The sequence below is a fragment of the Pseudodonghicola xiamenensis DSM 18339 genome (assembly GCF_000429365.1).
Classification (GTDB): domain Bacteria; phylum Pseudomonadota; class Alphaproteobacteria; order Rhodobacterales; family Rhodobacteraceae; genus Pseudodonghicola; species Pseudodonghicola xiamenensis.
Map to the genome: position 1 here is coordinate 470,526 of NZ_AUBS01000001.1, position 21,126 is coordinate 491,651.

Consider the following 21,126-nt stretch of genomic DNA (forward strand, 5'->3'; position numbering starts at 1 on the left):
CATTTGTAACGTTATGCTATCTGAAGTTGTTTGGAGCGTCCTAATGGCGATCTACATTGCCGGGGGGTCGAATTCCCTTTCCAAAACCGGTTGGGTTTCGAAGTTTCGGGAAGTCATGGGCCCTGAGATGGAGATACGAAACATTTCTGTCGGCGCCGCGCCTTCCCATATGGGCGCCTATCGCTGCCTCAGTACGGTGGACTTGGGGCCTGGCGATACAGTGATTTGGGAATATGGTATTAATGACGCTAATCACATTTACAAAAGGGGACTGGATGAAGCCGAGTTTGTCCGGGCCGTCGAACAGCTGATCGAGGGCTGTATGGAAAAAGGCGCTGGGTTTGTCGCTGCCATTTTCCAACCCCGGGATGTGGAACGCCTGGGTGGCATGAGCAGCTACCGAGCTTTGTTGCGCGAGCTGTTTGACCGGCATGGGATCCGTTATCTGGACCTTCCCGAAGCTTATCCTGCCGCTCATGGGCTGGACCACTTTCCCGGTGCCCTCTTTAAGAACCGGATGCACTATGATGAGGATAATCCGATCATGGATTTTATTGCCGAAGAGGTCGCAAAACTGGTGCGCGCGATGCCGGAGGCCGTTCCGCGTGCTGTGACGGGACCGAAGTTGCGTTTCTATGAGGAGTTTTCTGGCGGAACCCTAGAGAAGTTCGAGAACACAGTCTTGCAGTTGGATGTCTGGCGACCCGGGGATGATGGTCTGCACGGGCGGATGGCTGGCTCGGGGCACCTGGTTGGCATCATCCTTATCTCGAAGCAATTTGGCGGCGTCTTGGACTTTGAGCTTGCTGGCGAGAGGTTGCGGTTTTCCGCCGCTTTTCGAGAGAAAGACTTCGACAAACCAATGTTGAAATTTGTCTCCCTCTCGGCTCTGTTGGGGCGGAAAATCCAGTTTCAGGCGGGGGATGGGTTTTCGCTGAAATGGGCGGATAGCACCCAAGGGATGCTCGCGTATCCCGGTTTCAGGCAAGACATGAAACGGCGGGGTCTGATGGGGAGGGAATCTCGTGTCGTGGCGCTCATGACAGAGGAATAGCATGCCTCGATCATCGAATGCTTGGACATTCGCAAACGCCGCGCCAGATTGGCGCGGCGACGGGATTGTTCAGAACTGTTTCAGATCGTTTCGCCTCAGCTGAGACCTTGAGGCGAAACGAGCAGGGCGGGGCGCCGCACGGTCATTCCAGCTCGATGGTTCCCGGCGGCTTCGAGGTGCAATCGTAGAACACCCGGTTCACGCCCTTTACCTCGTTGATGATCCGGGTCGAGGTTTCGCCCAGGAATTCGTGGCTGAAGGGATAGTAATCCGCCGTCATGCCATCGACCGAGGTTACCGCGCGCAGCGCCAGGGCGTAATCATAGGTACGCCCGTCGCCCATCACGCCGACGGTGCGCATCGGCAGGATGGCGGCGAAGGCCTGCCAGATTTCGTCATAGAGGTCGTGCTTGCGGATCTGGTCGATATAGACCGCATCCGCCTTGCGCAGGATCTCAAGCTTTTCGCGGGTGATCTCGCCGGGGCAGCGGATCGCCAGACCCGGTCCCGGGAAGGGATGGCGACCGATGAAGCTGGCGGGCAGGCCCAGGTCGCGACCCAGTGCGCGGACCTCGTCCTTGAACAGCTCGCGCAGCGGCTCGACCAGCTTCAGCCCCATCTTTTCGGGCAGGCCGCCGACGTTGTGGTGCGACTTGATCGTCACCGAGGGGCCGCCAGAGAAGGAGACGCTTTCGATCACATCCGGATAAAGCGTGCCCTGGGCCAGGAATTCGGCGCCTTCGATCTGGTCGGCGTATTTCTGGAACACGTCGATGAAGAGGCGCCCGATGATCTTGCGCTTGGTCTCAGGGTCGGAAACGCCCTCGAGCTCACCCAGGAACAGCTCCTGCTCCTGCGCGTGGATCACGCTCAGGTTCATGTGGTCGCGGAACATGCCGACGACTTCCTCGGCCTCGTTCAGACGCAGAAGGCCATGGTCGACGAAGACGCAGGTCAGGTTCTCGCCGATCGCCTCGTGGATCAGCGCGGCGGCGACCGAACTGTCGACCCCGCCGGACAGCGCGCAGATCACCTTGGCGTCGCCCACCTGTTCGCGGATGGATTTCACCATCTCGTCGCGATAGGCCGACATCGTCCAGTCGCCGGTGAACCCCGCCAGCCGCACGAAGTTTTCATAGAGCGTGGCGCCGTTCGGCGTGTGGTGCACTTCTGGGTGGAATTGCACCGCGAAGAAATTGCGCGACAGATCGGCGGTGATCGCGAAGGGCGCGCCGGGCGAAGTGCCATAAACTTCAAAGCCCGGGGCAAGCTTGCTCACGTGGTCGCCGTGGCTCATCCAGACCTGTTCACGTTCTTCCAGGAACCAACCTGCCAGCAGGTCGATCCGCTGGTCGGCAGGGGTGACATAGGCGCGACCGAATTCTGCGGTATGGCTTTCGCCGGCCTCGACCGTTCCGCCCAGATCCTGCATCATTACCTGCTGGCCATAGCAGATGCCGAGGATCGGAACTCCGAGGTCATAGACCGCCTTCGGCGGCCGGGGAGAGCCTTCGCGAACGACCGAATCCGGCCCGCCGGAAAAGATCACGGCCTTGGGCGAGAAGGTCTTCAGAAAGGTCTCGTCGACGTTCTGATAAGGGTGGATTTCGCAATAGACATTCAACTCGCGCAAGCGACGGGCGATGAGCTGCGTCACCTGGCTGCCAAAGTCGATGATGAGGAGGCGGTCGTGCGATATCTGGGTCATGTCAGGCCCATAGAGATTGCCCGCGCCACTGGCAAGAGGGCAGTTGCATTGAATGGCTCAAACCTCTGGGAACCGGGCCAAGCAGAATGGAACGGGGCCGCATCAGAACAGGAAATCGCCCCGCCCGAGATCGTCGATATCGACCGCCACGAGCGTCAGTTCGAATCTGCCGGCGGAAATCACCACATCCGCGCCGAGCTGCTCCATATGGTTGTGCGACAGGTCGAAAAAGTTGCGGATCGCCTTGACGGCAGACAGGTCGATATCCTCGCGTCCCGAGTTGGCATTGAAATCGAGGATCACGTCCTTGCCGGATTTCGAGTTGAACTTGAACAGGTCCTTGCCACCACCACCGCTCAGGATGTCGCGACCGGCGCCGCCATCGAGGATATCGCGCCCGGCACCGCCGCTGAGCTTGTCGGCACCACCCCCGCCGTTCAGCCGGTCATTGCCATCCCCTCCGGACAGCGCATCCGCGCCGGCATTGCCGAACAGCCGGTCTGCCTGCGCGCCGCCGGCCAGCCAGTCATCGCCGCCACCGCCCATGAGCTTGTCACGGCCCAACCCACCCAGCAGGATGTCGTCGCCGGCCTGGCCGGCATAGGTGTCGTTCTGGGCGCCGAAACTGATCCGGTTGGAATGGCTGTCGCCGGGGGAGAGGGTGCTGGAATCGAAGGTGATTTCATAGCTCACGTCGGAATGGCGCGAGCTGGTGGTCAGATCCTTGAAGACCGCTCCGAGGGTGGGAAAATTCTCTTCAAGGTAATCGGCCACCCGGTCGCGCAACGCCTCGACCTTCTGCTCCATTTCCTCAAGCGTGTTGATCTCTCGCATCTCGCCATCGACGATTTCGAAATTGTCGAGCATCGGCAGGGTTTCGTCCATCAGGTCCTGATTGAAATCATGCAGTTCCTTGGCCTTGCCGGCAGTGTCGAACAGATCGGCCAGGTTGTCGTATCCGGCATCACGCACCTTGTCCTTGAGCAGTTTCATCAGGCCCGATGCGCCGCTGTCGGTCACCGCGTCATAGAAGGATTTCAACCCGGTGCCGCCGGTGTCCTCTGTGGCGGTGTCGCTGGAATTGGTCCAGTCGCTGTCCTCGTAGAGGTCGGGGATGTCCTGCCACTGGTATTGGGGGGAGGCGAAGCGCGTGGCGATCACCTCGGCGGTGCCTTCGACCGTTTCTTCGATGAAGGCCCAACCGCGCTCCAGCAGGCTGGGCTGGCGGATGACGACGGTGTCGATGTAATCCGCCACCACCTCCTTGTCGATCAGCAGATCCAATTCGTCCTTGGGCAGGCTGCCCAGATCGACCGGTGTGTCGACCGGATCGGTGCAGGTGGCGACAATCTCGGCGCCGCCGACCATCATGTCGATCTGTTCGGGCTCCAGCCACATCACCGTCCAGTCGCTGTCGACGCGGTCGAAGTAGGGGGTATTCAGATAGCCGTCGCTTTCGATCCAGGCGGTATAGGCATCGGGTTCGTCCAGATAAATCTGCTTGATCGTGGCCATGAAATAATCCTGGCCGTACCAGTCTCCATCCGGGCTGCCATTGACCCAATCCGCGGCCTCTTCGGGGTCGTTGATCGCACCGTACTTGAGGATCGAGGTATCGAAGCTGGTCTCGGGGGTATAACCGCCCAGCCGCAGGTAGTCGAAATAATTGAGGGTCGGGAAGTCCGGGCCGAGGATGCTGTCAGGCTCGACCATGTCGGGAAAGGGAGCCTCGCTGTAGGTATAGGTGACCTCGATGTAGATCGGCCGGCTCTCGTGATAATCCTCGTCGCAGAGCGATACCGTATAGCCCATGAAATAATGTTCCTTCTGAAAAAAATCCTGCTTGGGCGGACGTTAGGCAATGGGGTGCTGGCGCATCAAGGTCTTAAGGGGCGGCTGTTCGAAATTTGTGCAGGGTGGTCCCGGTTGCCACAGTCCCCTGGGCCGAAAAGCTGTGCACATGTCGCTTTTCTCTGCCACAGGCCGCAATCCTTCACTGCCATCGGCCGGTAAAAGAGATAGACAGTTGATAAGGAGAGGCCTTTGCTGAGGGAAGATGATGGCTGAAGCAGGAGTGGCGCCGCGGCGCGGACGGGGCGGTGGCGGAGCGGCCCGTAGGGCGGAACGGACTGCGATCCGCATCGAGACCGCGAAATACATCGAGCGCAATATCCCGAATTTCGAGATTCTTTCTGAAGAGGCGCTCGAGATCATCGAGACCAACGCCGAAACCGTTCTGGCCGAGATCGGGGTGAATTTCGTCAACAACCCCGGCGCTCTGGCGCTCTGGCGCGAGGCCGGCGCCGAGGTCGAGGGCGAAAGGGTGCGGATTCCCCGCGGCCTGGCGCGGCAATTGTGCCAGACCGCGCCCGAAAGTTTTACCCAGCACGCCCGCAATCCTGAAAAGAATGTGGTGATCGGGGGCAAGTCCCTGGTCTGCGCGCCGGTCTACGGGCCGCCCTTCGTGCGCGACGCCGCTGGCGGACGCCGCTATGCCACGATGGAGGATTTCCGCAATTTCGTGAAGCTCGGCTATATGTCGAAATACCTGCATCATTCCGGTGGCACGGTCTGCGAACCGACCGACGTGCCGGTGAACAAACGGCATCTGGACATGCTGCTGGCGCATATGACGCTGTCGGACAAACCCTTCATGGGCTCGGTCACCGAACCCAGCCGGGCGCAGGACAGCGTCGAGATGTGCGAAATCCTCTTTGGCAAGGATTTCGTGCAGCAAAATACCGTGATGACCTCGCTGATCAACATCAACTCGCCGATGACCTTCGACGATGTGATGATGGGGGCGCTGGAGATTTACGCGAAAAACAATCAGGCCTGTATCGTGTCACCCTTCATCGTCGGCGGCGCCATGGCGCCGGTGTCGGTGGCCGGCACGCTGACCCAGGTCCTGGCCGAGGTTCTGGCCGGCATCGCCTATTCCCAGCTTGTTCGCCCCGGCGCGCCGGTGATCTTCGGCGCCTTCGTGACCTCGATCGACATGAATTCCGGCGCGCCTACCTTCGGCACCCCGGAGGCCAGCCAGATCCTCTATGGCGCCGGTCAGCTTGCGCGGCGGATGAAATTGCCGTTCCGGTCGGGCGGTGGGCTCTGTGCATCGAAATTGCCCGATGCCCAGGCCGCTTACGAGACCGCGAACACCCTGAACGCCGCGCTTCTGGGCGGGGTGAATTTCATGTTGCACGCCTGTGGCTGGCTCGAGGGCGGGCTGGTGTCCTCTTACGAGAAATTCGTGATGGATGCCGATCAGCTCGGGGTGTTGCACAAGATGGCGGCCGGCGTGTCGGTGGATGAAAACGCCCAGGCGATGGGGGCGATTGCCGAGGTCGGTCCGGGCGGGCACTATCTGGGCTGCGCTCATACCCAGGCCAATTTCAAGGAAGCGTTCTGGCGCAGCGATCTGCTGGACTACAAGCCGTTCGAGACCTGGGAAGAAGAGGGCGCGCGGGACACGCAGGCCCTGGCCTCGGCACGGGTGGCGCATCTGCTGAACAGCTATCAGCAGCCGGCGCTCGACCCCGAGATCGCGGCCGCGCTCAACGCCTATGTCGCAGCCAAGAAGGCCTCGATGCCCGACGCTTTCATGTGATGTCCACGCGGTTGTCCTCGTCGTCCTGGCGGCGCTGACTTTCCAGCAGCGCCGCCTCGCCGACAAGGGCGATCAGCGTGTCGAGATGACGCGACAGCGAATAACCGGCGTCCTGCGCGCGGCGCCGGTCGTCATGATCCTGCTCGATCTCCAGCAGACGCAACAGCGCCGGGGCCGGAGCGGGCAGATGGCCATATCCCAGCACGCGCGGCAGATGAACCTCGCGACGATAGTCGCGGGCACCGAGCCGCGCGGCGCGCACCAGAAGACGCGGACGGCGACGGGTGGCAAGAAGACTTTGCAGGTCGATCATCGGAACCCCCTTTTCCTGAGAAAGAGGCATTCCGTTTTAAACACTTTCATCCACTGTTGCGGATCAGGCGGTTCAGCGTGCGCTGGGTTTATGATTGTTTATTAATCCGAGACAAAAGTTAACGCGCAGGTTTAATTTAAATTCTGCGTAAGTTAACCTTCTCCAGGTTGTGAATAAATCTGGGGATATTGTCTGGATAACCGGAACAGCCCTTGAGCTTTGATGACGGGAATAAGACGCATGGGGCATCTGTCCCGGCGGTGCCGACCTGGGTGCCCGACACGGCGCGGCGTTATCTGCATCATACCGTTGCCGGTCGCCCGATCCGGGAGCTGGCACGGCGGGCGGGATGTCATGCCTCGACCGTGTTGCGCCAGATCCGCCGGATCGAGATGCGGCGCGACGATCCTCTGGTCGATGCCGCGCTGGCCGCTCTGGCTGCGGTGCATTTCCCGCCACCGGCACAGCCCGAAGGCGATCCGGTCCGGACCGTTGACCGGGAGGTTGCCATTATGACTGATCATTCCTTGTTTCCCTCTGCCGCGCTTCTGGAGCGCGAGGCGCGCCGGGTGCTGGCCTGTCTGAGCGAGCCGGGGGCGGTGCTGGCTGTGGCCGAACAGATGGACAAGGCGGTGGTGGTCCGCGCAGAGGGGGTGCGGACGGCGGTGGTCGGCACCGATGTGGCCCAGGCGATGGCGCTGAAGGATTGGATCGCCTGTTCCGCGCCGGGACGGGTCAGCCGGTATCGCATCACCGGGGCCGGGCGTGCGGCCTTGCGGCGGCTTCTGGCCGAGGCGGAAAATCGTGCCCGCGCTGATAGCGATGGCGGATTTTCCGAGACCCAGGCCGCCTATGATCCGCCGGATGAGGAGGTCGGCGGCGGCTTGCGCCGCTGCCGCTATGGTCGCGCGGAAAGCCCGCTTGCGGTGTTGGCACGTCGCAAGGATCGCGACGGGCAGCCGTTTCTGGACGAGGCACTGGTGCGGGCGGGAGAGCGGCTGCGCGAGGATTTTGAACTGGCGCAGTTGGGCCCTCGAGTCGCGCAGAACTGGGATCGCTTCTTGACCGGGGGCGTGCGTGGCGGCGCGGAGGCCAACCTCGACCGCAGCGGCGGCGCGGCCCGCGACCGGGTCGCCCGGGCGCTCAGCGATCTGGGGCCAGGGCTGGGCGATGTGGCGCTGCGCTGCTGCTGCTATCTTGAGGGATTGGAACAGGCGGAACGCCGCATGGGCTGGTCGGCGCGGTCGGGTAAGATCGTGCTCAGGATCGCGCTGCAACGGCTCCGGCGGCACTACGACCGCACCGCAAGGGCCGAAGAGCTGATCGGCTGAACCACCTCTCGGCCATACCGGGGCAGGGCGCCGGGCCCCGAGGTCGATGCCCCGGGTTCATGACATTTCCGTAGATCGGCAATGACGCCGGAACCGGAAATGGGCCATTCGAGTGATATCGGCACTGCAAACGAAACGGGCCCGCAAATTGCGGACCCGTGTGATACATCCGGAAGGACCGGAGGAGATCAGGCGGCCGAGGCCTTGGAGGCTTCGACCAGATATTCCTTGACCGTTTCGGGCGAGGAGACGCCATAGGGATCGTCCGGGCAGTTGTCCATCAGGCCCGGTTCTTCGAACCAGGCTTCGACCACACCGTCGTTGATCACGGCCGCATAACGCCAGGAGCGCATGCCGAAACCCAGGTTGTCCTTGTCGACCAGCATGCCCATCTTGCGGGTGAATTCGCCCGAGCCATCGGGGATGACCTTGACGTTTTGCAGCTCTTGCGACTGGGCCCATTTGTTCATGACAAAGCTGTCGTTGACCGACATGCAATAGATTTCGTCGATGCCCAGGTCCTTGAACTCGGGGTATCCCTTTTCATAGCCCGGCAGTTGGTAGGTCGAGCAAGTGGGGGTGAAGGCGCCCGGCAGCGAGAACAGGATCACGCGCTTGCCGGCGAAATAGTCCGCGGTGGTCTTGTCTTCCCAACGGAAGGGGTTCGGCCCGCCGACGGATTCGTCGCGCACGCGGGTGTGGAAAGTGACCTCGGGCAGTTTGACTCCGACTTTCATCTCATACTCCTCTGGATCGTTAGGCGATCAGTACCAAGTTGCGGATTAAAATAATTCTAAAGCTGCTTCAACCGCAGATTTGCTGCGGATGCAGCCCCGGTTGGGATTTCGTCATTTCAACGGGATAAGGGGGATTTTCTGGGCAAATCTTCGCCGTATATTGCGGCTGCGGCAAGGCCGGCATGGAGGTCGTGCATGGCGGATATGCATGTCTGGCGGTTTCGCCTCCGTGAGGGTATGTTAGGCCAGACATAACGATCCCGAGCAAGGCACAAGTCACATGCGTGATCTCAAGATCCCCGAACAGCGCCATCCGGAAAAGGCGCATCGCCCCGACAATGCTCAGCCCAAGAAGCCCAGTTGGATCCGGGTGAAGGCGCCGGGCGGCAAGGGCTATGCCGACACCCACAAGATCATGCGCGAGAACGGGTTGGTCACCGTCTGCGAAGAGGCAGGCTGTCCCAACGTGGGCGAATGCTGGAACCAGGGTCACGCCACCATGATGATCATGGGCGAGATTTGCACCCGCGGCTGCACCTTCTGCAATATCGCCACTGGTCGCCCTCAAACGCTTGATGCTTTCGAACCGGGGCGTGTCGCCCATGCTGTCGAAAAGCTGGGGCTCAATCACGTGGTGATTACCTCGGTCGACCGCGACGATCTGGAGGACGGCGGGGCCGAGCATTTTGCCCAGACCATCCGCGCGGTGCGCCATCGCAGCCCCAGCACCACCATCGAGATCTTGACGCCCGATTTTCTGAAATGCGATCCCGCCGTGCTTGAGGTGGTGGTCGAGGCGCGTCCCGATGTCTTCAACCACAACCTTGAGACCGTCCCCGGCCTGTATACCGAGGTTCGGCCCGGTGCGCGCTATTTCCATTCGCTGCGGCTGCTGCAACGGGTGAAGGAGCTCGATCCGTCGATCTTCACCAAATCCGGCCTGATGGTGGGGCTGGGTGAGAAGGCGGTGGAGGTCAAGCAAGTGATGGACGACATGCGCGCCGCAGATGTCGATTTCCTGACCATCGGCCAGTATCTGCAGCCAACGCCCAAGCACCATGGTGTCGATCGTTTCGTGACGCCCGAGGAATTCGCGGCCTATGAAAAAGCGGCTTTCGGCAAAGGCTTCCTGATGGTTTCCGCCACGCCGTTGACGCGGTCCTCGTATCACGCCGGGGATGATTTCGCCCAATTGCGCGCCGCCCGAGAGGCGAAACTGGCGCAGCAGGGCTGATCCGACAGGCCCGAGACATATTACCGAGCGCTTCACACATCGCTTCGGATAGAGAAACGGCCCCGCCAAAACGGCAGGGGCCGTTTTTATTTATGTTCGTGAACAAGTGATTGGGGTGGGGAGTTCATGTCTTGCAATAAGTCCTGCCCCGGCGGGATTCGCGGCAGACTAGGAACTGGGCGAGATCAGTGGCCTCGACGGGCATTGACCTTGGGGTGTCGCGGGCCGGTTCGCTGGCCGACCTACCGCATCAACGGGACCCCGCGCCGCACGCCACCCGCAGGGGTCAGCGCATCGGGCCAGCCGATCCATTGTTCAACGGCATAAAGAATCAGGCAGAAGATCACCACGCAAAGCACCAGAATAACACGGCTTTTTGACGGCGGGTGTTGGGCCCACCGTTTCATTCGCAGAAGCCAGAAGAAATTCAATCGGTGAACCGCACCTTGCCGATGAACGGCAGGTTGCGGTTCCTTTGCGCGAAGTCGATGCCGTAACCCACCACAAATTCATCAGGAATTTCAAAACCGATCCAATCGGCACGAATGTCGACCTCGCGCCGGGATGGCTTGTCCAGCAATGCGATGGTCTTCAGCCGCGCCGGCTTGCGGCTTTTCAATAGGTGGATGACATGGCTGAGGGTGAAGCCTGTGTCGACGATATCCTCGACCACCAGCACATCACGACCTTCAATTGCGCCTCTCAAGTCCTTGAGAATGCGAACTTCTCGGCTACTTTCCGTGGCATCCCCGTAAGAGGAGGCCTCAAGGAAATCCACTTCGATCGGCAGGTCGAGATCGCGCACCAGATCGGCGATGAAGACGAAGGAACCGCGCAGAAGGCCCACCACCACCAGCTTGTCGGTGTCGTGAAACTCCGCCCGGATTGCATGCGCCAAGGTCTCGATCCGCGCCGCGATCGCCTTGGCCGAGATCATTTCGTCAATGACATATGGACGCTGTGTCATAGCTTCCCCTTGAACTTCCGGCCCAACCATACGACATGGGGCGCCACTGTCACCCAGGAAACCGCGCGTCAGGATGCCTACCCACTCAGAAACCCGCCAGCTGCCCTATACCGCCCAGGAGATGTACGACCTCGTGGGCGATGTGGCGAAATACCCCCAGTTCCTGCCTTGGTGCGCTGCGGCGCGGATCCGGCGCACCTTCGCTGCGGGGGCGGCCGAGGTGATGGAGGCCGATCTGGTGATCTCCTTCAAAGTCTTCCGCGAGAAATTCGGCAGCCGGGTTACGCTCTGGCCCACTGATCTGGTGATCGACACCGAATATCTGGACGGGCCGTTCAAATTCCTCAAATCCCAGTGGAAATTCACCGACCGTCCCGAAGGTGGCTGCGATGTCGCCTTCTTCGTCGATTTCGAATTCAAGAATGTGGTGCTGCAAAAGGTGATCGGCGTCGTTTTCAACGAGGCGATGCAACGGATCGTCAAGGCGTTCGAAAACCGGGCCGCCGCGCTTTACGGCACCCGGACCTAGGCGGGCAGCGCCGCCAGCAGCAGTCCCAGCGCATGATCGCGCGAGGCGGCGCGGACGTTGGCACGCCCCAGGGCGCCGAATTCCATCGTTTCTGTCATGGTTGCGCGCCCGGTCATCGCCAAGCCGAAACAGACGCGCCCCTCGGGCTTGAACTCCGATCCGCCGGGCCCGGCGATGCCGGTGATCGACACCGCGAGATCGGCGGTGGAATGGGTCAGCGCGCCCTCGGCCATTTCCCTCGCCACCTGTTCCGACACCGCGCCGAAGGCATCGAGACTGGCGCGGGTGACGCCCAGCATCTCTTCCTTGGCGCGGTTGGTATAGGTGACAAAGCCGCGCTCAACCACGTCTGAGGAACCGGGGATATCGGTCAGCGCCGCGATCACCATGCCGCCGGTGCAGCTTTCCGCCGTGGCGATATGCAGGCCGGCGCGCCGCGCACGGTCGAGCAGGGCGGTAACGTCGATCCCGCTCATCGCATCATCACGCCGTGATAGAGACCGGCCAGAAGGACAGTCACGATCCCGGCGAAGATCCCGGCCCAGAGATCATCCAGCATGACGCCGGCGGGATCGCTGCGGCGATCGGCGCGGCCGACCAGCCAGGGTTTCCAGATGTCGAACAGGCGAAACAGCAGAAAGGCCGCCACCGGCCCAGGCCAGACCATCGGAAAATCGCGCATCCAGAATCCCATGGCGGGGAACAGCAGTGCCAGCCACTGGCCGGCCACCTCGTCGATGACGATCTCGGAGGGGTCCTCTCCGGGGCGATCCTTCAGTTGCGCATGGACCGTGACAAAACCCAGTACCGTCACCGCGACGAAGGCCACCACCAGCGGGATGAAGCCCAGCCAATGTTCGATGGCCCAGCCCAGCAGAACCGCCGCCAGCGACCCCCAGGTGCCGGGCGCCGGACGCAGCAGGCCGATGAAACCGAACGTGTTGATTGCGCGGAGCATGGGCTATTCTCCGATCAATGCGACGGTAGCGAGCGCGGCGATACCTTCTTCGCGGCCGGTAAAGCCCAACCGTTCCGAGGTGGTCGCCTTGACGGAAATCCGGTCGGCCGGGATTTGCAGGATCACTGCCATCGCCTCTGCCATCGCCTCTGCATGGGGCCCGATCTTCGGGCGTTCGCAGACCAGCGTACAATCGACGTTGGAAATGCGATAGCCCATCTGCCGCGACAGATCGCCCGCGTGGCGCAGGAAGATGGCGCTGTTGGCGCCCTTCCACTGCGGATCGGAGGGGGGGAAGTGGCGGCCGATATCGCCCTGCGCCAGCGCGCCATAGATGGCATCTGTCACCGCATGCATGCCGACATCGGCGTCGGAATGGCCGACCAGCCCGTGGCCATGCGGGATGGTGACGCCGCAGAGGGTGACGTGATCCCCGGGCCCGAAGCGGTGAACGTCGTATCCGTTGCCAAGTCTGATATCCATGTGCTGCCCCAATATGCGTTCGGCCCGGGCGAAATCGCCGGGCGTGGTGATTTTCAGATTGTCCGGATCGCCCGGTACGATGGTGACCGCAAGGCCTGCGGCACGCACCACCTCGACATCGTCGGCGGCACCGCCCGTGTGGGCGGCATGGGCGGCGCGGATGGCATCGAGGTGAAAGCCCTGCGGCGTCTGCGCCGCGAAAAGGCCGTTGCGGTCCTGCACGCCAGTGACGCGGTCCTCGGCTCCGGTCCAGAGCGCATCGGTCACCGCCAGTCCGGGTGCCGCGGCAGCGCTGGTATCAAGTGCAGCGATCACGTCGCGGATCAGACGGGCAGAGACGCAGGGGCGGGCGATGTCATGGATCAGCACGGCCTCAGCGCCGCTGCCGTCCAGCGCGGCAAGCCCGTTGCGGACCGATCCGGCGCGGTCGCTGCCGCCCTCGGCCAGGATCAATCTCGAATCCTTTGCAAATTCATCCCATGCGGCCTTATCCTCGGGGGAAAGGACCAGCACGATCGGCCCGATCTCGGGCAGGGCGCGGAACTGTGCCAGGGTCCAGTCGGCGACCCGACGCCCGGCCAGGGGGCGCCATTGCTTGGGAATGCCGCCACCGGCCCGCTGACCGCGCCCGGCTGCCACCAGAAGGGCCGCTGTGATCATAACGCTCCGCTCCGAGAAACCCGCAGCTTCGGCAAAGCTGCGGCGCCTGTTTAGGCGGTGCGGTGCAGGGAGGCAATCGTCTCGGGTGAAGTGATTAATAATTGGGCATGTGGTCCAATCTTGGGCTGTGAAGCCCCGAGATTCATTGTGGTGGCGTCAACTGTCCCCTAATTACACCGCATATGCACAAGGATTGGGCAATTGACGATCTTCCTCGACAGCCAGACCGTTGCGCCGCCAGTGGCGCTGGCGCCTATGGCCGGAATCACCGACCGGCCGTTTCGCGATCTGGTGACGGGCTTCGGCGCCGGGCTGGTGGTGAGCGAGATGGTGGCGAGCCAGGAAATGGTTCAGGCCAAACCGGGCGTGCGCGAGCGGGCCGAACTGGGCATGGAGGTTGAGAACACCGCTGTCCAGCTTGCCGGGCGTGAGGCCTATTGGATGGCCGAGGCCGCGCGGCTGGTTGCCGATCAGGGGGCCGCGGTGATCGACATCAACATGGGCTGCCCGGCCAAGAAGGTGACCAGTGCCAGCGGTGCCGGGGCCAGCGGATCGGCGTTGATGAAGGATCTGGATCATGCGCTGACGCTGATCGAGGCGGTGGTTGCCGCAGTCGATCTGCCGGTGACGCTGAAGACCCGGCTTGGCTGGGATGACAAGATGCTGAACGCGGCGGACCTGGCCCGGCGGGCCGAGGCGGCGGGTATCCGGATGATCACCATCCATGGCCGCACCCGCTGCCAGTTCTACAAGGGGCAGGCCGATTGGGCCGCGATTGCGGAGGTGAAACAGGCAGTGTCGATACCGGTTCTGGCCAATGGCGATATCCAGACCACCGGGGACGCAGCCCGGGCGCTGGCGTTGTCGGGGGCCGATGGGGTGATGGTTGGACGCGGTGCCCAGGGCAAGCCCTGGCTTCTGGCCGAGATCGCCCATGAAATTTTCGGCACCCCCGCACCGGAGGTGCCCCACGGGGCGGCGCTGGTCGATCTTGTGGCTGGCCACTATCAGGCGATGCTGGCGTTCTATGGTCCCGATCTGGGGCTGCGGGTGGCCCGCAAGCATCTGGGCTGGTACATGGATCACGTCGGCACCGATGCCGGCCTGCGTCGTGCGGTGCTGACCAGCCGCGATCCCGAGGCGGTGCTGCGATTGTTGCCGCTGGCGCTGGAGCCCACGGCGATGAAAGGATGCGCGGCATGACGATTCCCGATACGACAATCTGGGCCTCGCTGCCGGTGCCGGCCTTTCTGATCGGCGCGGATGATACCATTCTTGACGTCAACTCCGCTGGCGAGGGGTTTTTGAACGCTTCGGCCAAATCTGTGATCGGGGCGCCGCTCTGGGATCAGGTCGCCATCGACGCACCGATCGAGGATGCCTTTGCCCGGGCGCGGACCAATGGCACGCCGCTTTTCGTCAATGACATAGACGTCGGTTCGGGCAACCGGGCGCCATTGCAATGCGCGCTGCAGATCGCGCCGCTGTCGGGGCACCCGGGGCAGATGATCATGCTGGTGTCCCCGCGTGAGCTGGCCGGGCGCATGACCCAGAGCCATTCTGTGAAATCGGCGGCGCAATCGGCCATCGGTATGGCCGAGATGCTGGCGCATGAGATCAAGAATCCGCTGGCTGGCATCACCGGGGCGGCGCAGCTTCTCAGTATGAACCTCGCGCCGGAAGATCTTGAATTGACTGATCTTATTGTCGCGGAAAGCCGACGGATCGTGAAGCTGCTGGAGCAGGTCGAGCAATTCGGGAACCTGAGCCCGCCGGACATGAAGCCGGTCAATATCCACGATGTCCTGGATCGGGCGCGCCGGTCGGCGCTGCTGGGTTTTGGCGCCCATATGAAGATCATCGAGGATTACGACCCCTCGCTGCCGCTGGCCTGGGGCGATCCCGATCAGCTGTTGCAGGTGATCCTGAACTTGCTGAAGAACGCATCGGAAGCCGCTGATCCCAAAGGCGGAACCATCCGGCTGCATACCTATTTCGAACATTCCTTTCGGCTGCGGCGCAGCGATGGAACCGGTCAGTCGCTGCCGCTTCAGGTCGAAATCATCGACGATGGCCCCGGTCTGCCGGAAGACATCAAGGGGGATATCTTCGATCCCTTCGTTTCGGGCCGTGAAAACGGCACCGGGCTGGGGCTGGCGCTGGTCAGCAAGATCGTTTCGGACCACGGGGGATGGATTTCCGTGACCTCGGTGCCCGGTCGTACTGTGTTTCGTTTGTCGCTGGCGCGTGTGCCGCGCGATCATGAAAGCAAGGAGAATAGCTGATGGATGGAACGGTTCTGGTTGCCGATGACGACCGCACGATCCGAACGGTCCTGACCCAGGCGCTGACGCGTGCCGGGTGCAAGGTCCATGCCACCTCGTCGCTGACCACGCTGATGCGCTGGGTCGGTGAGGGCAAGGGCGACGTGGTCATCTCCGATGTGGTCATGCCGGACGGCAACGGATTGGAAATGTTGCCGAAAATTGCACAGGATCGGCCCGGGCTGCCGGTCATCGTGATCTCGGCGCAGAACACCATCATGACCGCCATCCAGGCGGCCGAGGCCGAGGCCTATGATTATCTGCCCAAACCCTTCGATCTGCCCGACCTGATGAAGCGCACCGCCCGCGCGCTGGAGCAGAAGCGCCGCACGCCGCAGGCGCGTCAGACCGAAGAGATGCCCGAACGTCCCGACGAATTGCCGCTGGTCGGTCGTACCTCGGTGATGCAGGCACTTTACCGGCTGGTCGCCCGGGTGATGAATACGGATCTTCCGGTCTTGATCACTGGTGAAAGCGGGACGGGCAAGTCCTTGATTGCCCGCGCTATTCACGATTTCTCGGATCGCCGGACCTTGCCGTTTGTCACGGTGTCGGGGTCTGAGCTTTTGGATCTCGAAGGACCGGCACGGGTGTTGGCACGGGTCAAGGGGGGCACCCTGCTGATTGATGAAATCGGCGATCTCGACGATGAAATCCAGGCCCGCATCGTGCGGATGATGGATGCGCCGGGCGATCATCAGCCGCGGTTCATGGCCACCAGTCAGAACGATCTTTCCACCGCGATGGAGGACGGGCGGCTGCGTCAGGATCTGTATTATCGTTTGAGCGGCGCGACTATCCATGTGCCGGCACTGCGTGAACGGGTGGACGATATTCCGCTGCTGGCCGCGCATTTCCTTGCTCGCTCCGAACGCGAGGGGGCGCCGAAGCGGCATCTGGGCGAAGAGGCCGAAGCGCTGATCCGCGCCTATTCCTGGCCCGGCAACGTGCGTCAGCTCGAGAACGCGATGCGTCGTCTGGTCCTGACCGGTCGGGCCGAGGAGATTGCCCGTGCCGAGGTCGAGGGGGTGCTGGGCCGCCAGCCCGAGATGGAGCCGGTGCTCGATGGCGGCGGGTCCGAAAAGCTGTCTGCTTCGGTCGCGCGGCATTTGCGCCGCTATTTCGATCTGCATGGCGACATGTTGCCGCCGCCGGGGCTCTATGCCCGTATCCTCAAGGAGGTCGAGATCCCGCTGATCGAGATCGCACTGGAGGCGACCGGCGGAAATCAGGCCAAATGCGCCGAACTTTTGGGGATCAATCGCAATACTTTGCGCAAGAAGATCACGGATCTGGATATTCAGGTGACACGCCGCCGCAAATTGATGTAAAAACGCCACAGGAGCGTGGCGGTCATGCCCAGGTGCAACCTGCGGTGCGAATAGATCACGAGATTTGGCGGTTGGTCGCGCAAGCGACACATCTTGATGAGGATGGCGGGTGGCAAACCAGTCACAAAAGGGGCTGTTTGCGGCAGTGAACAGATGGCGGCGGACCCGGCAGGCGCGGAATGTCGCCACGCTGGGTCTGGTCGTTCTGGGGCCGATGCTGGCCTTTGCGACCTTCACCGGGCTGGGGCCGCTGAACATGGGGGCGTCGTCGCCCTCGCTGCGCTTCATCCTGCTGGCAGATTTGATCTATGTGCTGGTGGTGGCGGCGCTGGTGCTGGGCCAGCTCGGCCGGCTGATCGTCGCGCGGCGTGCCAAATCGGCCGGGTCAAGGCTGCACCTGCGGTTGATCGGCGTGTTCACCTTTCTGGCGCTGGTGCCCACCGTCATCGTGGCGGTTTTCGCGGTGCTGACCGTCAATATCGGGCTCGAGGGCTGGTTCTCGGACCGGGTGCGCAATGTGGTGGGCACCTCGATGGATGCCGCCCAGGCCTATGAGGACGAACACCGCCAAGCGCTCGAGGCCGACGCCCGCGCCCTGGCCAGGTTCCTCGATAGCAGCCGCAAGCTGGTTTTCTTTCTCAATGATGCGGAGCTGCGGCAGATGCTGGCTCAGGGCCAGGGCCAGATTCAGCGCGGCCTGCGCGAGGCCTATATCATCGACGGCACCGGGGAAATCCGCGCCCGGGGCGAGCGGTCCTATCTGTTCGATTTCGAAAAGCCGACGGCAGAGCAGATTGCCCAGGCCGGCAAGGCCGGGTTCACCATCATTCAGGATTGGGACAATAACGAATTCCGCGCGCTGGTACGGCTGAACGCCTTCGTCGACCGGTTTCTCTATGTCAGCCGCGATGTCGATGGCGATATCCTGAACCTGCTCGACGATACCAAACAGACGGTTGTGCTCTATCAGCAGCTCGAACGCGAAAGGGGCCGGGTGCTGTTCGAATTCGGGCTGCTCTACCTGGGCTTCGCGGTCATCCTGATCCTTGCCGCAGTCTGGCTGGGGCTGTGGTTCGCGGAACGGCTGTCGCGCCCGGTGGGCCGGCTGACGACGGCGGCGCAACGGGTGGGCGCGGGCGATCTTGACATGCAGGTGGTCGAGGAGGAGGGCGATGACGAAATCGCGCTTTTGGGGCGGTATTTCAACCAGATGACCCGGCAGCTCAAGGTGCAGCGCGAAACGCTTCTCGACAATACCCGCCATATCGAGGCGCGACGCCGGCTGTTCGATTCCGTTCTGTCTTCGGTTACCTCGGGTGTGGTCGGGCTGGATAACGAGGGGCGGATCACATTCGTCAACCGCTCGGCCGAGCGGTTGCTGGGCTGGACCGGGGACGAGACCGCCCTGTCACTGACCCTCGCGGTGCCGGAGTTCGGGCCGTTGTTCGACCGGCTGCGCTGCGCCTCGAACGGGATCGCCCAGGGCGAGGTCAAGGTCAGCCGGCACGGTCAGCTTGAACATCTGCTGGTGCGGATGTCGACACGGGCCAATACCGACGGCGGGCTCGAGGGCTATGTGGTGGCCTTCGACGATGTGACCGATCTGGTCAGCGCCCAGCGGATGGCGGCCTGGGGCGATGTGGCGCGACGCATCGCGCATGAGATCAAGAACCCGTTGACGCCGATCCAGCTCAGCGCCGAGCGGATCAAGCGCAAATTCTCGCCGAAACTGGCTGAGGCCGATTGCGATCAGTTGCAGTCGATGACCGATGTGATCGTGCGCCAGACCAATGATCTGCGTCGCATCGTTGACGAGTTCTCGAAATTCGCGCGCATGCCCGAACCCGAGCGGCGCGAGGATGATCTGGTCAAGATCGTGCGCGACGCGGTGTTGCTGCAGCAGACCGGGCAGCCGGGGGTCAAGGTGTCGGCCGATCTGCCTGACGCGCCGCTGTTGGCCGAGGTTGACGCCACCATGCTGTCGCAGGCGCTGACCAATCTGATCAAGAACGCCGGCGAGGCGGTCCAGAGCCTACGCGACAGGGGCGTGCCCGAGGGATACCGCCCGGAAATCCGGGTGCGCCTGACCAAGACGCAGGACGGCAGCGAGATCACGGTCGCCGACAATGGCATCGGCTTGCCGGAAGATCGCGCGCGGTTGTTCGAACCCTATGTGACGACACGTGACGAGGGCACCGGCCTCGGCCTGCCCATCGTCAAGAAGATCATCGAAGAACATGGCGGCAGCCTCGCGCTTGAGGATGCTCCGGTCTTCGATGGACAGCAGCATTTCGGCGCGATGGCGGTGATCCGTCTGCCCAGGGTGGAGGCTCCGGACCAGAACCGGGGGCTCCATCACAGCAAGAAGAATTTAATAGCAGGTCTGACATGAGTGATATTCTGATTGTGGACGATGAACGCGATATCCGGGAACTGATTTCGGATATTCTCGAGGACGAAGGCTATGTGACCCGCAAGGCGGGCAATTCCGACGACTGCATGGCCGCGATCAATGCCGAGGCGCCGGCGCTTCTGATCCTCGATATCTGGCTGAAGGACAGTCGGATGGACGGGATCGACATCCTGAAGACCGTCAAGCGCGACAATCCGGATGTGCCGGTGGTGATCATCTCAGGCCATGGCAATATCGAAATCGCCGTCGCCGCGATCAAGCAGGGCGCTTACGACTTCATCGAGAAGCCGTTCAATATCGACCAGCTCATGGTGGTGATCCGCCGCGCGATGGAGGCCTCGCGGCTGCGGCGCGAGAACAGCTCGCTCAAGCGGCGCGAGGTGGCCAGTTCCGAGATGATCGGCCAGAGCGCCGCGTTCCGCACCCTGATGGGGCAGCTTGACAAGGTGACGAAATCCAATGGCCGGGTGATGCTGACCGGCCCGGCGGGCTCGGGCAAGGAAATTGCCGCGCGTTACGTGCATGCGAATTCGAACCGGGCCAATGCGCCCTTTGTCAGCGTCAATTGCGCCAGCATCGAGCCCGAGCGGATGGAAGAGGTTCTGTTCGGCCGCGAGACCTCGGAGCGTGGGGTGGAGCCGGGCCTGCTGGAAGAGGCTCACGGCGGCGTGATCTTCTTTGACGAGGTGGCAGATATGCCGCTGGGCACCCAGTCCAAGATCTTGCGGGTGTTGGTCGATCAGCAGTTCCAGCGTGTCGGCGGTGCCGACAAGGTGCGGGTCGACCTGCGGGTGATCTCTTCGACCAATCGCGATCTTGAGACGGAGATTGCCGAGGGGCGGTTCCGCGAGGAGCTGTTTCACCGTCTGAACGTGGTGCCGATCGCGGTGCCGTCGCTGGAGGAACGGCGCGAGGATATCCCGGTGCTGGCCCAGTATTTCATCGAGGCCTGCCATGCCGGGCAGGGGCTGCCCCTGCGCGATCTGTCCGACGAGGCGGTGACGCTGATGCAGACGATGGTCTGGCCGGGCAATGTGCGTCAGCTCAAGAACCTGATCGAACGGGTGCTGATCCTGGGCGAGGGCACCGGAGCGATCGAGGCGAGCGAGCTGCCCAGTGACGAGGAGAAGACCTCGGAAGACGGTCGTGTGGTGCTGTCGGGTGCCTTGGCGACCCTGCCGCTGCGCGAGGCGCGCGAGGCCTTCGAACGCGAATACCTGCTGACGCAGATCAACCGGTTCGGTGGCAATATCAGCCGCACCGCCAGTTTCGTGGGGATGGAACGCAGCGCGTTGCATCGCAAGCTGAAGTCGCTGGGCGTGGTGACGACGACGAAATCCGGTGCCCGGGTGGCGCGGGTGGACGTTGACGAGGCCGTGGACTAACGGCGCAGGCCCGGACGCCCACCCCGAGCGGCACGGTGTCGGGCGGGCCCGTCGCAAGACGGGCGCTCCGCGGGCATAACTGGTGGTCGGTG

At 62.4% G+C, this 21,126-nt stretch carries 18 protein-coding genes; 10 read left to right on the top strand and 8 right to left on the bottom strand.

The features are described from left to right. Nucleotides 1-43: 43 nt before the first annotated feature. Nucleotides 44-1,054, top strand: coding sequence for an SGNH/GDSL hydrolase family protein (locus G455_RS0102200; protein ID WP_154664320.1), 1,011 nt, complete (start codon nt 44-46; stop codon nt 1,052-1,054). 142 nt (nt 1,055-1,196) lie between these two features. Here G455_RS0102200 and guaA read toward each other — a convergent pair whose 3' ends face one another. Next, nucleotides 1,197-2,762, bottom strand: coding sequence for a glutamine-hydrolyzing GMP synthase (gene guaA, locus G455_RS0102205; protein WP_028092174.1), 1,566 nt, complete (start codon nt 2,760-2,762; stop codon nt 1,197-1,199). A 102-nt stretch (nt 2,763-2,864) separates the two neighbouring features. Further along, nucleotides 2,865-4,574, bottom strand: a complete 1,710-nt coding sequence (locus G455_RS26855; protein ID WP_051312105.1) for a calcium-binding protein — start codon at nt 4,572-4,574, stop codon at nt 2,865-2,867. 247 nt (nt 4,575-4,821) lie between these two features. On the opposite strand from G455_RS26855, the gene G455_RS0102215 reads away from it, so the two are divergent. Then, the gene (locus G455_RS0102215; RefSeq protein ID WP_028092175.1) at nt 4,822-6,369 is read left to right on the top strand and encodes a trimethylamine methyltransferase family protein; all 1,548 of its coding nucleotides are present in this window, start codon (nt 4,822-4,824) and stop codon (nt 6,367-6,369) included. On the opposite strand, the gene G455_RS0102220 is transcribed toward G455_RS0102215, so the two are convergent. Continuing rightward, the gene (locus G455_RS0102220) at nt 6,362-6,682 is read right to left on the bottom strand and encodes a DUF6477 family protein (RefSeq protein WP_028092176.1); all 321 of its coding nucleotides are present in this window, start codon (nt 6,680-6,682) and stop codon (nt 6,362-6,364) included. The two genes, G455_RS0102215 and G455_RS0102220, sit on opposite strands and share 8 nt — an antisense overlap. Nucleotides 6,683-6,894: 212 nt before the next feature. Between G455_RS0102220 and G455_RS0102225 the strand changes: the two genes are divergently transcribed. After that, nucleotides 6,895-8,013: a DUF6456 domain-containing protein gene (locus G455_RS0102225; protein ID WP_229861705.1), complete on the top strand. Its 1,119-nt coding sequence runs from the start codon at nt 6,895-6,897 to the stop codon at nt 8,011-8,013. A 188-nt stretch (nt 8,014-8,201) separates the two neighbouring features. On the opposite strand, the gene G455_RS0102230 is transcribed toward G455_RS0102225, so the two are convergent. Next, complete coding sequence (locus G455_RS0102230; RefSeq protein WP_028092178.1) at nt 8,202-8,750, bottom strand: peroxiredoxin; 549 nt, start codon at nt 8,748-8,750, stop codon at nt 8,202-8,204. A gap of 280 nt (nt 8,751-9,030) precedes the next feature. Here G455_RS0102230 and lipA point away from each other — a divergent pair, with 280 nt between their 5' ends. Then, nucleotides 9,031-9,984, top strand: coding sequence for a lipoyl synthase (lipA, locus tag G455_RS0102235; protein WP_028092179.1), 954 nt, complete (start codon nt 9,031-9,033; stop codon nt 9,982-9,984). 427 nt (nt 9,985-10,411) lie between these two features. Here the strand turns inward: lipA and hpt are convergent, their stop codons facing one another. Beyond that, the gene (gene hpt, locus G455_RS0102245) at nt 10,412-10,951 is read right to left on the bottom strand and encodes a hypoxanthine phosphoribosyltransferase (RefSeq protein WP_028092181.1); all 540 of its coding nucleotides are present in this window, start codon (nt 10,949-10,951) and stop codon (nt 10,412-10,414) included. A gap of 73 nt (nt 10,952-11,024) precedes the next feature. Here hpt and G455_RS0102250 point away from each other — a divergent pair, with 73 nt between their 5' ends. Beyond that, on the top strand, nt 11,025-11,480 hold the full coding sequence (locus tag G455_RS0102250) for a type II toxin-antitoxin system RatA family toxin (protein WP_028092182.1): 456 nt from the start codon (nt 11,025-11,027) through the stop codon (nt 11,478-11,480). Here the strand turns inward: G455_RS0102250 and G455_RS0102255 are convergent. Genes G455_RS0102255 through G455_RS0102265 form a run of 3 tightly spaced genes read right to left on the bottom strand, consistent with a single transcriptional unit; the run spans nt 11,477 to nt 13,581 of the window. After that, nucleotides 11,477-11,956 carry a CinA family protein gene (locus tag G455_RS0102255; protein WP_028092183.1) on the bottom strand — a complete coding sequence of 160 codons (480 nt, stop codon included), beginning with the start codon at nt 11,954-11,956 and terminating at the stop codon, nt 11,477-11,479. The genes G455_RS0102250 and G455_RS0102255 overlap by 4 nt on opposite strands. Beyond that, entirely contained in the window at nt 11,953-12,438 is a 486-nt protein-coding gene (locus G455_RS0102260; protein WP_028092184.1) for a phosphatidylglycerophosphatase A family protein, read from the bottom strand. The genes G455_RS0102255 and G455_RS0102260 overlap by 4 nt, the downstream gene beginning before the upstream one ends. A gap of 3 nt (nt 12,439-12,441) precedes the next feature. Beyond that, on the bottom strand, nt 12,442-13,581 hold the full coding sequence (locus G455_RS0102265) for a bifunctional 2-C-methyl-D-erythritol 4-phosphate cytidylyltransferase/2-C-methyl-D-erythritol 2,4-cyclodiphosphate synthase (protein WP_028092185.1): 1,140 nt from the start codon (nt 13,579-13,581) through the stop codon (nt 12,442-12,444). A 255-nt stretch (nt 13,582-13,836) separates the two neighbouring features. Between G455_RS0102265 and dusB the strand changes: the two genes are divergently transcribed. The 5 genes from dusB to ntrX all read left to right on the top strand — a co-directional run bounded on the left by dusB (nt 13,837) and on the right by ntrX (nt 21,034). Further along, nucleotides 13,837-14,784, top strand: coding sequence for a tRNA dihydrouridine synthase DusB (dusB, locus tag G455_RS0102270; RefSeq protein ID WP_407636231.1), 948 nt, complete (start codon nt 13,837-13,839; stop codon nt 14,782-14,784). After that, nucleotides 14,781-15,866: a two-component system sensor histidine kinase NtrB gene (locus tag G455_RS0102275; RefSeq protein WP_028092187.1), complete on the top strand. Its 1,086-nt coding sequence runs from the start codon at nt 14,781-14,783 to the stop codon at nt 15,864-15,866. Before dusB ends, G455_RS0102275 begins: the two co-directional genes overlap by 4 nt. After that, nucleotides 15,866-17,236, top strand: coding sequence for a response regulator (locus G455_RS0102280; RefSeq protein ID WP_028092188.1), 1,371 nt, complete (start codon nt 15,866-15,868; stop codon nt 17,234-17,236). Before G455_RS0102275 ends, G455_RS0102280 begins: the two co-directional genes overlap by 1 nt. A gap of 109 nt (nt 17,237-17,345) precedes the next feature. After that, a complete protein-coding gene (locus G455_RS0102285) occupies nt 17,346-19,628 on the top strand; it encodes a sensor histidine kinase NtrY-like (protein ID WP_028092189.1) in 2,283 nt (760 codons plus the stop codon). Further along, a complete protein-coding gene (gene ntrX, locus G455_RS0102290; protein WP_028092190.1) occupies nt 19,625-21,034 on the top strand; it encodes a nitrogen assimilation response regulator NtrX in 1,410 nt (469 codons plus the stop codon). The genes G455_RS0102285 and ntrX overlap by 4 nt, the downstream gene beginning before the upstream one ends. Nucleotides 21,035-21,126: the final 92 nt, after the last annotated feature.